Below are 13,360 nucleotides of genomic sequence, written 5' to 3'. Positions count from 1 at the left end.
TAGATTCATTCACACCTTCTCAGTCGTTCAGGCACCGCGCCTTAATGCTGCGCCCTTTGATGCGTCCCTCGTTCAAGCGCGCCACGACCTCGGGCGCGATGCCGCGTTCCACCGCGACATAGGTGGCGAACTCGTTGATGTCGATCTTGCCCACCTGCTCCCGGGCGTAGCCCAGGTCGGCGGTCAGCGCGCCCAGCACATCGCCGGGGCGGATCTTCTCCTTGCGTCCGGCCTGCAAGTGGATGGTCGCCATGGCCGGCAGCAGGCGGCCGCTTGCTGCAGGGGAGAGCTCGGCCAGCGGGTGCCAGACGGATTCACGCCCCTGCAGCTGCTCGATGCGCCCCACCGCACCCATCTCGTCGAGGCTGGCCAGGCTGAGCGCCAAGCCGGTCTGTCCGGCACGACCGGTGCGGCCGATGCGGTGGACGTGCACTTCGGGATCGACCGGCACGTCCACGTTGATGACGGCGGCAAGGCCGGCGACATCCAGCCCGCGCGCGGCCACGTCGGTGGCGACCAGCACCGAGCAGCTGCCGTTCGCGAAGCGCACGAGCACCTGGTCACGGTCCCGCTGTTCCAGGTCGCCATGCAGGGCGAGCGCACTGTAGCCCTGCGCCAGCAGCAGTTCCACCAGTTCGCGGCAACGCGCCCGGGTGTTGCAGAACGCGAGCGTGCTGGCCGGACGAAAGTGGTCCAGAAGGCGCGCCACCTGCGCCAGGCGCTGGGACTCGGACACCTCGTACCAGCGCTGCTCGATCTGCTCGCCGCCATGCTGCGCCTCCACCTTCACCGTCACGGGCTCGCGCATGAACTGCGCCGCGAGCTTGGCGATGCCCTCGGGATAGGTCGCCGAGAACAGCAGGGTCTGCCGCTGCGGCGGGCACTGTCGCGCCACGGTGGCGATGTCGTCCACGAAGCCCATCGCCAGCATGCGGTCCGCTTCGTCGAGCACCAGCGTGTTGAGGGCGTCGAGCTGCAGGTTGCCCCGGTCCAGGTGATCCATGACGCGACCGGGCGTGCCGACCACGATGTGCGCACCGTGCCCCAGGCTGGTGGTTTGCCCGCGCAGCGGCACGCCGCCGGTGAGCGTGATGACCTTGACGTTGTCCTCGGCGCGGGCGAGGCGTCGGATCTCGGTGGTGACCTGGTCCGCCAGCTCCCGCGTCGGACACAGCACCAGGGCCTGCACGGCGAAGCGACGCGCGTTGAGGTTCGCCAGCAGGGCCAGCGCGAACGCGGCGGTTTTCCCGCTGCCCGTCTTGGCCTGTGCGATCAGGTCCTTGCCCAGGAGGGCGGGTGGCAGGCTGGCCGCCTGGATCGGCGTCATCTCGAGGTAGCCGAGCTGGCGCAGGTTGGCCACCGTGGCGGGTGGCAGGGCGAGCGTATCGAAGCGTGTAGGGGGGGCCGAGGACATCGCCCGATCATTCCACACCGCGGCGGCGGACAATGCGCCCCTACCCCGCTCAAAGAATTCCCGTGAGTCACTCCCCTGCCTGGCCCGGCAAGATCCTGGCCCTGCTGCGCGCCGGCAACCCGGCGGCCGCGATCGCCCAGATCAAGGTGGCGCCCAGCGTCCGCGACCTGCGTGCCTTGGAAAAAGCGCTCGACGCCGCGCGGCTGACCGGCAAGTGGCGCGACGTGGATGCCGCCATCACCGAAAGCCTGCAGGCGCTCTCCGCGCCCCGGCTGCACCGCTCGCCATGAGCGGCGTCACGAACTTCGCGTCGCTGGGCCTGTCCGCGCCGCTGCTGCAGGCGTGCGCCGAAGCGGGCTATGCGACGCCCACCGCCATCCAGGTCGAGGTCATCCCGCTCCTGCTGCGCGGCCAGGACCTGCTCGCCTTGGCGCCGACCGGCTCCGGCAAGACCGCCGCGTTCGCGCTGCCCTTGCTGCAGCGGTTCATCGACCGTCGGCCGCATGCGTTCCGGCGCGTGCGCGCCCTCGTGCTGGTGCCGACGCGAGAACTGGCGGCGCAGGTCGGCGAGACCTTTCGCCGGCTGGGAGCGAGCTGCCCTCGTGCGCTCAAGGTCGCGGTGCTTCATGGCGGCGTTTCGGTCAACCCGCAGATGATGGCGCTGCGGGGCGGTGCCGACGTCGTGGTGGCCACGCCGGGCCGGCTGCTGGACCTGCTGGAGAAAAATGCGGTACGGCTCGATACCGTCGAGGCACTGGTCCTGGACGAGGCCGACCGCCTGCTGGACCTGGGCTTTTCAGCCGAACGCGAACGTGTGCTGGCCGCACTGCCGCCCCATAGGCAGAACCTGCTGTTCTCGGCAACCTTCCCGCCGGAGGTGCAGGCGCTGGCCGATGGCTTGCTGCGCGACCCGGCGCGGGTCGATGCCACCACCGAACCTCGCCTGGAACCCGCCATCGTCCACCGGGTGATCACAGTCGATGCGCCGCGCCGGACCGAGCTGCTGCGTCATCTGGTCGAGCAGGAGGGCTGGCGGCGGGTGCTGGTGTTCGTGGCCACCCGGTATGCCACCGAACACGTCGCGCGCAAGCTTGAAGGCCGCGGCCTGCGCGCTGCACCGCTGCACGGCGACATGAGCCAGTCGCGCCGCACCGAAGTGCTGGCGCAGTTCAAGGACAGCCGCTTGGATGTGCTGGTGACCACCGACCTGGCGGCGCGCGGCATCGACATCCCCGGCCTGCAGGTGGTGGTCAACTACGACCTGCCGCGCTCCGCGGACGACTACGTGCACCGCATCGGCCGCACAGGCCGCGCCGGTGCCGGCGGACTCGCCGTGAGCTTCACGAGTGCCGGCACGCAGGCGCATTTCAGGCTGATCGAAAAGCGGACGAAGCTCGTGTTGCCGCGTGAACAGCTCGCGGGCTTCGAGCCGGCCGACGTGGCGCCGACCACGCCCGAGGCCATTCCCGGCAGCGGCGGCATCAAGGGAAAGCGGCCGAGCAAGAAAGACAAACTGCGGGCGGCTGCGGCTGCGGCGGGGCAGCGCGGAGCGAAGGGATCGTAGAAGCGGCGGCACGCAGGCAGGCGCCTCTGACTTCCTCGCCGCCGAGCTGGCGCAGAGAAGGGGCGCTGCTGGCCGGAAGCAGGCGCGCGAAGCGGTTGGCTGAAGAAGCCTGACCGGCTGCCCCCCCCGCGTGCTGCTCAGGTCGCTGGTGGTCACTCCCATCACCGCGCGGCCAAGTTGCCACCGGGGACCCACTGTCGCTCCATGTCGGCTACCCTGCCTGAATCGCCAGGCACCCGCGCTTGGTGGGTCCTAGCGCCCGTGCCCGAGATCCTCGCAAATGCCTTCGTCGAGCGTGCAAGCGAACAGCTGCCTTGGTTCGCCCTGGTGCTGCTGATTTCGGCGGCCACCTCGTCCCTGGTTTCCAGCGAACGCCGCCGTCGGCTTGGCCTCACCAGGTTCCTGCTCGGCTACCTGTGTATCGTGGCCGTGCCGTTCTTCGGCGTGATCGTGCTGCGATCTGCGCTGCGCGAAGGACTCGAACAAGCCGGCCACGGCTGGTGGGCCGCGTTGTGGATCAGCCTATTCTGGATGGTGACCTTCATCGTCCTGGCGCAATGGGTCGTGCGCCGCATGCCGCCAACCCGCGGGTGGCTGCGCGATTACCGTCGGGCCGGTCGCGACATCTGGCGGGACCGGCTGGCGCGCTGGTTGGGAATCCGCTCGCGCGATTGACGCGTGCTGAAGCGTCGAGACAGAACGGCCGCTCCTGGCCGGAAGCGGGCACCGTCGGGTCCGCCCGCGCCGCCTACACTTCCCTATATCCCATGCCCGAGGGAGGAAGCATGCGCATCGTCGCAACCATCACCAGCTCCACCGACGCCCACGAGGTCACCGTCCGCACCGGCGACACAGCGCAAAGCCTGTCGGTGCCCCGCAAGGCCGGTGGTCCGGGTTCCGCCGTGAACGGCGGCGAGTTCCTGATGCTCGCCCTAGCGACCTGCTATTGCAATGACCTCTATCGTGAGGCGCAGCGCCTGGGCGTCCACATCGACAGCGCCGTTGTCGAAGCGACGGCTGAATTTCCAGGCGTTGGACTCGCGGCAGAAAACATAAGCTACACCGCCCGGATCGGCAGTTCATCCCCGCCCGCGCTCTTGCACCGCTTGGTGCGCGAGACGGATGCCGTCGCAGAAGTGCACAACACCCTGCGCGCGGGGCTCCCGGTCCGGCTTGTCCTCGACTGAGCGTTTATCACACCTCTGATGCCGTCGTAAGCGCACGCGGCAGATGCGGGATACGCGCAAGCGGATGTCCGCTCCTGGCCGGAAGCCGCGTTTTCTGCCCCGGTCGTACCAAGGTGCCCCCGACGTAGACTTTCACTTCCCCGCAGTCGCGAAGGCACCCCATGAAAGCTCCGCTTTACAGATGCATCGCTTGCGCCACGATGATGCTAGCCCTCATCACCAGTGCCCGGTCCGGACCAGCGGCGCCACCATTTGACGTTGCGTACCGAGCATGGGACGTCGTGACAGAGCTTGCGCGGCACAACGACGATCCGACCATTAGCGGCGATTGCGGCAAGACGTTCCAGGCCGCGGTCGTCCCCGCGCTGCGCAGGCAGACCAGGCAGGAGCAAGACATGGCTGCGGCGGCATGCTTGGCGGCAGCCCGGTCCGCCTGTATGAACAGCAAGCTAAAAACGACGGCGCACGCCGTGAAGGCGTGTCAGGAGTTCAGATAGCTGCCGCTGCGGCGTACCTGCCCCGACACTTGTGTCACAAGTGCCAGCAGCCTGTCGGCTCCGCTCAATGCCGACAAGGATCCCGCGTGCTTGCCTACCTTGTGGTCGTGGGACGGTAGTTTCTCGGAGCATGACGGAACGTCTCTCGGATAGGATGCACAGCCGACTGGATGGCGCGTCCCGCGAGCTGATCGAAGCTGAGCACCCCATGGGAGTTGACCATCGCGCTACTCCCGTTGGCAGGAAGCTGGCCAGCGCCTGCGCCCTGGAGCTCATTGCTGAGGGCGACACCAAGGCGAAGCAGGCCCTAGGACGCGAGGGGCTCCTCGATATGGAACGCAAGAGACTGGTAGCGCTGGCAACGTAGCCCGAACGAAGAGGGCATCGAGCCAAGGCTGCAAACACCGATGGGGTTAGCGGCTCAGGCTGCGACCGTGCAATCCGAAGTCCGCTCCTGGCCGAGAGCAGTCATCCCGATGGAAGTAAAGCCGTGCGGCAGATCGTTCGTGACCGCTCAGGCCTCGCCAGGCTTCCAATCGGGGCTGTAGCCGCCAAGTGTCGGGTGGTACATCTCGTCCCCGTCATGCTGAGTGAACTCGACGTTGAGCCGGTCTTCCGGAATGCCGAGGATGTCCTTGCAGTGCGCGCAGAGCGCCTTGGCGACTTCCATCCGCAGCTGCGCCGGCCGCCCCCTCCGGATGTCCAGCATCATCAGGGACACCGGGACGGCCTCGCCTCCGATCTCAGGAATTCTCCAGACCCCTCCCTCACCCAGCTCGCGGATAGCTACGCTGATTCGCCGGATGTCCACGGACATCATGCGCGCGTAAGTCTCGCCCATCGCCTCGGCGAGTCGCTTCTTGTCCGCAACAGAGTAGTTGCGTGGGACATCCAGTTGAAGGTAAGGCATCAGCAGAGCGCAGTAGCGCGGCATTCACTCGCGATAGGTCATTGACAGGTGTTCCCCGGTCGGGAGTCCTGCTCCCGGACCGGAGACGTCCTCGTCAAACTCACGCCTGCAGTAGACGCAGTTCAGGTCACGGCCGATGACTCAAGGGCTAGATCACGCTTGGCGGCTGCATTGCCAGCCCCCAGCCCTGGCGCCGTTGCGGCCTCAGACCACCAGGCCTTTCACCACCGCCGCCGACATCGGCAACTGCCTTGCGCGTTGGCCCGTGAGCCTGAAGAGCGCGTTGCCGATCGCCGGGGCCACAGCGGCCACGCCGAGTTCGCCCACGCCGGTGGGCGGCACTTGCGAGGGGATCAGGCTGGTGTGGATCTCCGGCATGTCGCTCATGCGCAGCACGGGGTAGTCGTGGAAGTTGGTCTGCACGATGGCGCCGTCCTTCACGTCCAGCTGCTCGAAGAGCGCCACCGAGAGGCCCCAGACGACGGCGCCCTCGATCTGCGCGAGCACGTTCTGCGGCTGGATGGCCAGCCCCGTGTCGGCGGCCACCCAGTAGTTGTGGACCTTGATCTTGCCGGTGGCGCGGTCCAGCGAGATCTCGGCCACACCGGCGGACAGGCTGCCGTGGTAGTCCGCAAAGGCGATGCCCATGCCGCGCCCGGGGCGCTGGCGGCCCCAGTCGGACATGCGCGCCACCTCGCGCAACACCGCCGAGGCGCGCGGGTCCTCGCGGGTCAACGAGAGGCGGAACTCCAGCGGGTCGATGCCGCGCTCGGCGGCGATCTCGTCCAGGAAGCTCTCGACCGCGAACTTGTTGTGGCCCGATCCGATGCCGCGGAAGGGCTGGACGCGCATGCCGCGCAGTTCGCGCACGCCTTCGGAGACGTAGTTCGGGATCGCGTAATGGGGCAGGTCCGAGCCTTGCCAGCCGATGTAGTCCTTGCCACCGGTCGCCTGGAAGCGGGGCGGCGCCGCGACCGCGTCCACGTTCTCGGCCACGATGCGGTGCTTCCAACCCGCGATGCGGCCCTGCTCGTCCAGCCGGGCCCGCAGGACGTGGTGGGTCATGGGCCGCGGCCGCGCCGCCACCATGTCGTCTTCGCGCGTGAGGATCAGCTTGACCGCGCGCGGCTTCACCGCGTTGGCGACCACCACGGCCTGCGCCACGATGTCGGAGGCGATGCGCCGCCCGAAGCCGCCTCCCATCAGCTGCTGGTGGAAGCGGACCTTGTCGGGAGTGGTCTTCAGGATGCCGGAGGCCACCGCCACCACGCCCGCCGGCGCCTGGCTGCCGGCCCAGATCTCGCAGGACTGGCCGTCCTGGGCCACGCGCACGGTGCAGTTCATCGGCTCCATCTGGGCGTGGCACACGTGCTCGGACCAGTAGGTCGCCTCGATCACCTTGCCGCCCTCGCCGAGCGCCTTGTCGGCATCGCCGCGCTTGTAGGCGTCCAGCGGCTTGGCGGCGGCGTCCTTGCCGTGGCGCTCGTACTCCGCTCTCGCGCGCACCGAATCGAACTTGGCCGCCGCGGCGGCGCTCGTGTCCCAGCGCACCTTCTCGTGCAGCAGTTGCCGCGCCCTGCGCGTGGCCTCCACCGTGTTGCCGACCACGGCCACGCCGAAAGGCAGCGTGATCACGTGCGTGATTCCCGGCACCGCCTTGGCAGCGTCCGCGTCCACGTTGACGGCCTTGGCGCCCTCCATGGGCGACTCCAGCACCGTGGCATAGAGCATGTCGGGCACGATCACGTCGATGCCGAACTTCGCCTGCCCCGTGACCTTGCTCGGCACGTCGGCGCGGCCGATGGTCGTCTTGCCCACGAGCTTGTACTGGCCGGGCTGCTTCAGGTCCGCCGGCGTGATCTTCGGCAGCTCCGCCGGCACGCTGGCGAAGCTGGCGATCTCGCCATAGCCCAGGCTGCGGCCGCTCTTGGCATGCAGCACCTTGCCGGTGTCCGTGCTCAGCTCGCCAACGGGCACGCCCCACTTGTCGGCGGCCGCCTGCATGAGCACGGCACGCGCCTGCGCGCCGGCGATGCGAAGCGGCGTGAAGTACCCCGGCACGGCGACGCTGGCGACCGTTGCCTGGCCGCCCCGGAGGATGGGGTGCGGGTTGCCGTAGAGGGCCGGGTTGGGCGGCGCGAACTCCGCCTTGACCTTGCTCCAGTCGGCGTCGAGTTCCTCGGCCACGAGCATCGGCAGCGCGGTCAGGGTGCCCTGCCCCATCTCGGCCACGGGCGCCATGATGGTCACCGTGCCATCCGCATGGATCGTCAACCAGGCATTGGGTTGCAGCTTTCCGGTGGCGGCGTGCGACTCGGTGATGCCGCCCGTGCCCAGGCCGAGCACGGCGGAGAAGGTCAGGCTGCCCGCGCCGACCAGAAAGCCGCGGCGCGTGGTCGCGAGGGGCGCCTCGTGAAGGTTCGTGTCGTTCATCTCAGGCCTCCTTGGCGGCGCGCTCGATCGCCTTGACGATGCGCTGGTAGGTGCCGCAGCGGCAGATGTTGCCGTCCATGTGGCGCACGATCTGCTCGCGGCTCGGGTTGGCGTTGCGGGCCAGGAGGGTGGCGGCCTGCATGATCTGGCCGGACTGGCAGTAACCGCACTGCGGCACCTGCTCGGCGATCCAGGCCTTCTGCAGCTTGTGCTCCCCGGTGGGGGACAGGCCCTCGATGGTCGTCACGGACTTGCCGGCCACCGCGGCGACGGGCGTGGTGCACGAGCGCGTGGCCTCGCCGTCCACATGCACCGTGCACGCGCCGCACTGGGCGATGCCGCAGCCGAACTTCGTCCCGGTCAGCTGCAGGTGCTCCCGCAGGACCCACAGCAGCGGGGTGGCGGGATCGACGTCGACCCGGGTGGACTTTCCATTCACCTTCAATTCGGTGGCCATGCGTGTCTCCTTTTGTTATGCCGGCGCATCTTAGATTTGAAAGCCGCAGCCGAGGACGGCGGTGGCCATGAGGGTTTACACGGGGTGCGCGCGGGCCGTGGGCCCCCGCCAGTCAGCACGGCCGTGTCCGCAAGCCGAAGGAAGCCCGCTGGGGTCATCGTGCGTAGAGCAGGTCGCGCAGGAAAAGCGACAGCTGCGGCACGAAAGTGATCACCATCAGGCAGGCCAGGATCACCAGCACGAAGGGCAGCAGGTCGCGGATGATCTGGTCGAGCGACAGGCGCGCCACGGTGCAGGCGGCGAACAGGTTCACGCCGAAGGGCGGCGTGATCATGCCCATCGCCAGGTTCACCACCATGATGAGGCCGAAGTGGACCGGGTCGATGCCGAAGTGCACGGCCACCGGCGCGAGGATCGGTGCCAGCACCAGGATGGCGGCGCTGGTCTCGATGAACATGCCGATCACGAACAGCGCCGCATTCACCCCGAGCAGGAAGTACACCGGCGACTTGAGCACCGCTTGCAGCCACTCGCCGATGGCCGTCGGCACGCCGGCGCGCGTGAGCAGGAAGGCGAACAGTCCCGCGGTGGCGATGATGAACATGATGACCGCGCTGGAAATGACCGACTTGCGCAGGATGCGATACAGGTCGGCGATGCGGATCTCGCGGTAGATCAAGGTGCCCACGATCAGCGCATAGAAGACCGCCACGGCCGCCGCTTCGGTGGGCGTGAAGATGCCTCCGTAGATGCCGCCCAGGATGATCACCGGCATCATCAGCGCCCAGCCCGCCTTCAGCGTGGCTTGGCCAACGCCCAGGCGCCCTTCCCCGTCGTGCTTGCCCCAGCCCTTGAACTTGCACCATGCCCATACGAACAGCATCAGCGACCCGCCGATCAGCAGGCCCGGGCCGAACCCGGCGATGAACAGTTCGCCGATGGAGACCTCGGCACTGACGCCGTACAGGATCATGGGGATGGAAGGCGGAATCACCACGCCCAGTTCGGCGCTGGTGGCCTGCAGCGCCGCGGCATAGCTGCGCGGGTAGCCGAGCTTGACCAGGGCCGGGATGAGGATGGCGCCGATGGCGAACGTGGTGGCCACCGACGAGCCCGACACGGCCGCGAAGATCATGCAGGTGAGCACCACCGTCATGGGCAGGCCGCCCTGCACGCCGCCCACCAGGCTCTTGGCGAAGTCCACCAGGCGGCGCGAGATGCCGCCGGTCTCCATGATGTTGCCGGCGAGGATGAAGAACGGAATCGCCGCCAGCGGAAACTTGTTGATCGAGCTGTAGATCTCCTTCACGGAGATCAGCATGTTGATGTTGGCGACCTGCACGCCCAGGACGGCCGCCAGGCCGATGGACACGGCTACCGAGACCGTGAGCGCGAACAGCAGCGCCATGGTCGACAGCATGATGAGGCTCATTGCTGGGTCTCCAGTTCGTGGCGCTGCGGGTCCAGCAGGTTGCCCACGATGCCCAGCGCGGTGAACACCCCGCCCACCGGCATCGCCAGGTAGGCCCAGAACATCGACACGCCCTCCAGGCCGATCATCGACTGCACGGCGCCGCGCTGCGCGTAGTCCCAGCCCCACCAGACGATCACGGCGATCAGCAGCAGCGAGGCCAGGCTCACCACCCAGTCGAGAACCCGCTTGATCCGCGCCGAACTCCAGCGATAGAGCACGTCCACGCTGACCATGGCGCCCTGCCGGAAGGCCGCGGGAATGCCCAGGAACACCATCCAGATCAGGCTGAAGCGGATCAGGACTTCGCTCCACTCGGCGGGCGACTCCAGCACGAACCGGGTGATGATCTGGTACATGCCGAGGCTGGCGGCCACGGCCATCATGGCGCAGGCCCCCAGCATGGCCAGTGCGGTGGTCGCCTTCTCCAGGTGCAGGAAGGTCTTCTTCACTGTGTGCTCCTCATGGCAATGGACGCGGCGACGGGGGTCGCCGCGTCCATGCTTGCCCAGTGGGGCGCGCGCTGCGTTGCGCGGCGCGGTTTACTTGAAGTTGCGGATGCGGTCGATGTTGGCCTTGCCGAACTGCTTCTCGAATTCGGCGTTCACCGGCTTGAGCTGCTCGATGAACTTGGTCTTGTCGACGTTCTCGACGACCTGCATGCCCTTGCTGGACAGCTCCTTCACCCCCTTGGCGTCGTCGGCGTCCACGCGCTCTCGGTTGGCCTTGGTGGCGACCTTGGCGGCTTCCAGGAAGTGCGTCTTGTCCGCGGCGCTGAGCTTGTCGAAGGCGGCCTTGTTCATGAGGAAGATGGCCGGCGAATACACGTGGCCGGTGAGCGAGAGGTGCTTTTGCACCTGCTCGAACTTGGCCGCCATGATCACGGACAGCGGGTTCTCCTGGCCGTCCACGGTGCCCTGCTGCAAGGCCGTGAAGACCTCCGGGAACGCCATGGGCGTGGTCACGATGCCCAGGCCCTTGTACGCAGCCACGTGCACCGGGTTCTCCATGGTGCGCATCTTCAGGCCCTTGAGGTCATCGGGGCTTTGCACTGCGCGCTTGCTGTTGGTCATGTGCCGCACGCCGTTCTCGGCCCAGGCCAGGGCCTTGAAGCCCTTGGCATCGAACTTGGTCAGCATCTCCTGGCCGATCGGGCCGTCCAGCACCGCGCGCGCATGGGCCTTGTCGCGGAACAGGAAGGGGATGTCCAGGATGCGCGCTTCGGGCACGAAGTTGGGCACCGGGCCCGTCGAGGTGAAGGTCAGCTCGTGGGTCCCCAGTTGCACCGCCTCGATGGACTCGCGCTCGCCGCCGAGGGAGCCGGAATAAAACGGCTGGATCTTGTAGCGGCCGTTAGTGCGCTTTTCGACTTCCTGGGCGAAGGTGTCGATCGCCACGCCCTGGTGCGAGTCCTTGGCCACCGAAATGTTGATGCGCATGTTGGTCTGCGCCTGCGCCATGCCAGCGAAGCCGGCCAGGCCCAGGGCCAGGCCGCAGGCAATGCCCACGGTGCTCAGGCGGCGGGAAATGTTCGTCATGGTTTCAGTCTCCTTCGTGTTGTCGGCGACATGGGTCGCCGGGGTTGGCAAAAACAGGCGTTCAGGCGTTCAGGCGCTCGGTTGCTCGCGCAGGTACTCGCGCACCACGTCCTCATAGCTCGCGTCGGCGTGCAGGCCCAGGGCGGCGGCGCGCCGGCTGTCCATGCGCGCGGGCCAGCTCGTGACCACGCGGGCGATGGCGGGGTCGATCGTCCAGTCGATCAGGTCCACGGCCCGCGCGCCGGCCACGCGCTCCAGAGCGGCGGCCATCTGCGCCGGGGTGGTGGTGAGGGCCGGCAGGTTCAGTGCGGTGCGCGGGCCCCACTCGGCGTCGTCGGTCTGCAGCGCGCGCAGCAGGCCTTCCACCGTGCGGCTCGGTGAGGACAGTGCCACGGGCGTCTCGGGCGGCACGGGGCAGATGCTGCGCTGGCCGGCCAGGGGCTCGCGGATCATGCCGCTGAGAAAGCTGGAGGCCGCGCCGTTGGGGCGGCCGGGACGCACGCTCACGGTCATGAGCCGCAGGTTGCGCGCCCGCAGCCAGCCCTTGCGGCCATAGTCGGCGACCAGCTGCTCCAGCACGAACTTCTGCACGCCGTAGCTGCTTTGCGGCGTGGGCAGGGTGTCGTCGGCGACGGCCTCGGGCAGCGGCAGGCCGGGCGCGCTGCCGAACACGGCCAGCGAGCTGGAGAACACGAACAACGGAGCCCGTCCCAAGGCGCGGCAGCGCTCGAGCAGCAGCTGGCCGGCCCGCAGGTTGCTGCGCATGCCCAGGTCGAAATCGGCTTCGCACTCGCCGCTCACGGCCGAGGCGAGGTGGACGACGGCGTCGGCGTCATCGGGCACCACCTGCGCGGGGCGGGCCTCCAGCAACTCGACCAGGTCGCCCGTCACGACCTGCACCCGGGGCGAGCCGGCGAGGTCGGCTGGCGGCGCGGTCCGGTCCACCAGGACAAGCTGCTCCAGGGGCTGCGGGTCGGCGCCGCCGAGCCGCAGCGTGGGCAATTCGAGCAGTGCGCGTGCGAGCCGCGCGCCCAGGAAGCCGGCACCGCCGGTGATGACGATCTTCATGTGGATGTGATGTGAGGCGACTGCCAGGGCCGCAGCCAGCCCAGGCCTTCGGAGGTGCCGCCGGCGGGCCGGTATTCGCAGCCGACCCAGCCGGGATAGCCCAGCGCGTCGAGCTGCTCGAAAAGGAATGCGAAGTTCACTTCGCCGTGGTCCGGCTCATGCCGGTCGGGCACGCCGGCCACCTGGATGTGGCCGACGCCCTCGATGTGCCGGGCCAGCCGCCGCGACAGATCGCCTTCCATGACCTGGCAGTGGTACAGGTCCATCTGCACGAACAGGTTCGGCTCGCCCACGTCGGCGACGACCTCGTGCGCCTGCTGCTGGAAGTTGAGGAAGTAGCCCGGCATGTCGCGCGTGTTGATCGGCTCGATCAGCAGCGCGATGCCGTGGGGCGCCAGAACGCGGGCGGCCGCGCGAAGGTTGTCCACGTAGCTGGCGCGGGCCCGGGCGGGATCGACCCCGGCGGGCAGCAGGCCGGCCATGGCGTGCAGTTGCCGGCAGCCGGTGGCCAGTGCGTAGGGCAAGGCCTGCTGCACGCTCGCGGCGAACTCGGCCTCGCGCCCGGGATGGCAGGCCAAGCCCCGCTCGCCCGCGGACCAGTCGCCCGGCGGCAGGTTGAACAGCACCTGCGCCAGGCCGTGCGCACGCAGTGGCCCGGCGACGGCCTCGGGCGAGTGCTCGTAGGGGAACAGGTACTCCACCCCTTCGAAGCCATCGGTCGCGGCGGCGGCGAAGCGCTCCAGGAAGGGCAGCTCGGGATAGAGCATGGAGAGGTTGGCGGCGAAGCGAGGCATGGCGTGTTCTCGTTCTTGTTCTTGTTC

13 protein-coding genes are annotated in these 13,360 nt (G+C 68.4%); 4 read left to right on the top strand and 9 right to left on the bottom strand.

Annotated features, from left to right (window positions below):
• Positions 1-19: 19 nt before the first annotated feature.
• Entirely contained in the window at positions 20-1,414 is a 1,395-nt protein-coding gene (gene dbpA / locus EZ242_RS01405; RefSeq protein ID WP_135283319.1) for an ATP-dependent RNA helicase DbpA, read from the bottom strand.
• Positions 1,415-1,476: 62 nt separating this feature from the next.
• On the opposite strand from dbpA, the gene EZ242_RS01400 reads away from it, so the two are divergent.
• From EZ242_RS01400 to EZ242_RS01385, 4 genes are all read left to right on the top strand, one after another.
• On the top strand, positions 1,477-1,704 hold the full coding sequence (locus tag EZ242_RS01400) for a hypothetical protein (protein ID WP_240786941.1): 228 nt from the start codon (positions 1,477-1,479) through the stop codon (positions 1,702-1,704).
• Positions 1,701-2,978: a DEAD/DEAH box helicase gene (locus EZ242_RS01395; RefSeq protein WP_135283317.1), complete on the top strand. Its 1,278-nt coding sequence runs from the start codon at positions 1,701-1,703 to the stop codon at positions 2,976-2,978. The genes EZ242_RS01400 and EZ242_RS01395 overlap by 4 nt, the downstream gene beginning before the upstream one ends.
• Before the next feature lie 261 nt (positions 2,979-3,239).
• Positions 3,240-3,653, top strand: coding sequence for a hypothetical protein (locus EZ242_RS01390; protein WP_135283316.1), 414 nt, complete (start codon positions 3,240-3,242; stop codon positions 3,651-3,653).
• A gap of 110 nt (positions 3,654-3,763) precedes the next feature.
• Positions 3,764-4,165 (top strand): OsmC family protein, encoded by a 402-nt coding sequence (locus EZ242_RS01385; RefSeq protein WP_135283315.1) that lies wholly within the window; start codon positions 3,764-3,766, stop codon positions 4,163-4,165.
• Between the two features lie 1,011 nt (positions 4,166-5,176).
• Here the strand turns inward: EZ242_RS01385 and EZ242_RS01380 are convergent.
• From EZ242_RS01380 to otnI, 8 genes are all read right to left on the bottom strand, one after another.
• Positions 5,177-5,572 (bottom strand): tautomerase family protein, encoded by a 396-nt coding sequence (locus EZ242_RS01380; RefSeq protein WP_135283953.1) that lies wholly within the window; start codon positions 5,570-5,572, stop codon positions 5,177-5,179.
• A 204-nt stretch (positions 5,573-5,776) separates the two neighbouring features.
• Complete coding sequence (locus EZ242_RS01375; protein ID WP_135283314.1) at positions 5,777-8,005, bottom strand: xanthine dehydrogenase family protein molybdopterin-binding subunit; 2,229 nt, start codon at positions 8,003-8,005, stop codon at positions 5,777-5,779.
• Position 8,006: 1 nt separating this feature from the next.
• Entirely contained in the window at positions 8,007-8,462 is a 456-nt protein-coding gene (locus tag EZ242_RS01370) for a (2Fe-2S)-binding protein (RefSeq protein WP_135283313.1), read from the bottom strand.
• A gap of 154 nt (positions 8,463-8,616) precedes the next feature.
• The gene (locus EZ242_RS01365) at positions 8,617-9,894 is read right to left on the bottom strand and encodes a TRAP transporter large permease (RefSeq protein WP_135283312.1); all 1,278 of its coding nucleotides are present in this window, start codon (positions 9,892-9,894) and stop codon (positions 8,617-8,619) included.
• Positions 9,891-10,385: a TRAP transporter small permease gene (locus tag EZ242_RS01360; protein ID WP_135283311.1), complete on the bottom strand. Its 495-nt coding sequence runs from the start codon at positions 10,383-10,385 to the stop codon at positions 9,891-9,893. The genes EZ242_RS01365 and EZ242_RS01360 overlap by 4 nt, the downstream gene beginning before the upstream one ends.
• 90 nt (positions 10,386-10,475) lie before the next feature.
• A complete protein-coding gene (locus EZ242_RS01355; RefSeq protein ID WP_135283310.1) occupies positions 10,476-11,471 on the bottom strand; it encodes a TRAP transporter substrate-binding protein in 996 nt (331 codons plus the stop codon).
• Positions 11,472-11,540: 69 nt separating this feature from the next.
• Positions 11,541-12,539 carry a D-erythronate dehydrogenase gene (denD, locus tag EZ242_RS01350; protein WP_135283309.1) on the bottom strand — a complete coding sequence of 333 codons (999 nt, stop codon included), beginning with the start codon at positions 12,537-12,539 and terminating at the stop codon, positions 11,541-11,543.
• Positions 12,536-13,333: a 2-oxo-tetronate isomerase gene (gene otnI / locus EZ242_RS01345; RefSeq protein ID WP_135283308.1), complete on the bottom strand. Its 798-nt coding sequence runs from the start codon at positions 13,331-13,333 to the stop codon at positions 12,536-12,538. The genes denD and otnI overlap by 4 nt, the downstream gene beginning before the upstream one ends.
• Positions 13,334-13,360 lie beyond the last annotated feature (27 nt).

This window comes from Ramlibacter rhizophilus, from assembly GCF_004681965.1.
Lineage (GTDB): Bacteria > Pseudomonadota > Gammaproteobacteria > Burkholderiales > Burkholderiaceae_C > Ramlibacter > Ramlibacter rhizophilus.
Note: the sequence above shows the minus strand (reverse complement) of the source record. Positions and strands in the feature narration are given on the sequence as shown.

Bases quoted from the DNA above. Each gene is read 5' to 3' on its own strand.
- dbpA (WP_135283319.1), bottom strand. From the start codon at position 1,414: ATGTCCTCGGCCCCCCCTACACGCTTCGATACGCTCGCCCTGCCACCC.
- EZ242_RS01395 (WP_135283317.1), top strand. From the start codon at position 1,701: ATGAGCGGCGTCACGAACTTCGCGTCGCTGGGCCTGTCCGCGCCGCTG.
- EZ242_RS01385 (WP_135283315.1), top strand. From the start codon at position 3,764: ATGCGCATCGTCGCAACCATCACCAGCTCCACCGACGCCCACGAGGTC.
- EZ242_RS01380 (WP_135283953.1), bottom strand. From the start codon at position 5,572: ATGCCTTACCTTCAACTGGATGTCCCACGCAACTACTCTGTTGCGGAC.
- EZ242_RS01375 (WP_135283314.1), bottom strand. From the start codon at position 8,005: ATGAACGACACGAACCTTCACGAGGCGCCCCTCGCGACCACGCGCCGC.
- EZ242_RS01370 (WP_135283313.1), bottom strand. From the start codon at position 8,462: ATGGCCACCGAATTGAAGGTGAATGGAAAGTCCACCCGGGTCGACGTC.
- EZ242_RS01365 (WP_135283312.1), bottom strand. From the start codon at position 9,894: ATGAGCCTCATCATGCTGTCGACCATGGCGCTGCTGTTCGCGCTCACG.
- EZ242_RS01355 (WP_135283310.1), bottom strand. From the start codon at position 11,471: ATGACGAACATTTCCCGCCGCCTGAGCACCGTGGGCATTGCCTGCGGC.
- denD (WP_135283309.1), bottom strand. From the start codon at position 12,539: ATGAAGATCGTCATCACCGGCGGTGCCGGCTTCCTGGGCGCGCGGCTC.
- otnI (WP_135283308.1), bottom strand. From the start codon at position 13,333: ATGCCTCGCTTCGCCGCCAACCTCTCCATGCTCTATCCCGAGCTGCCC.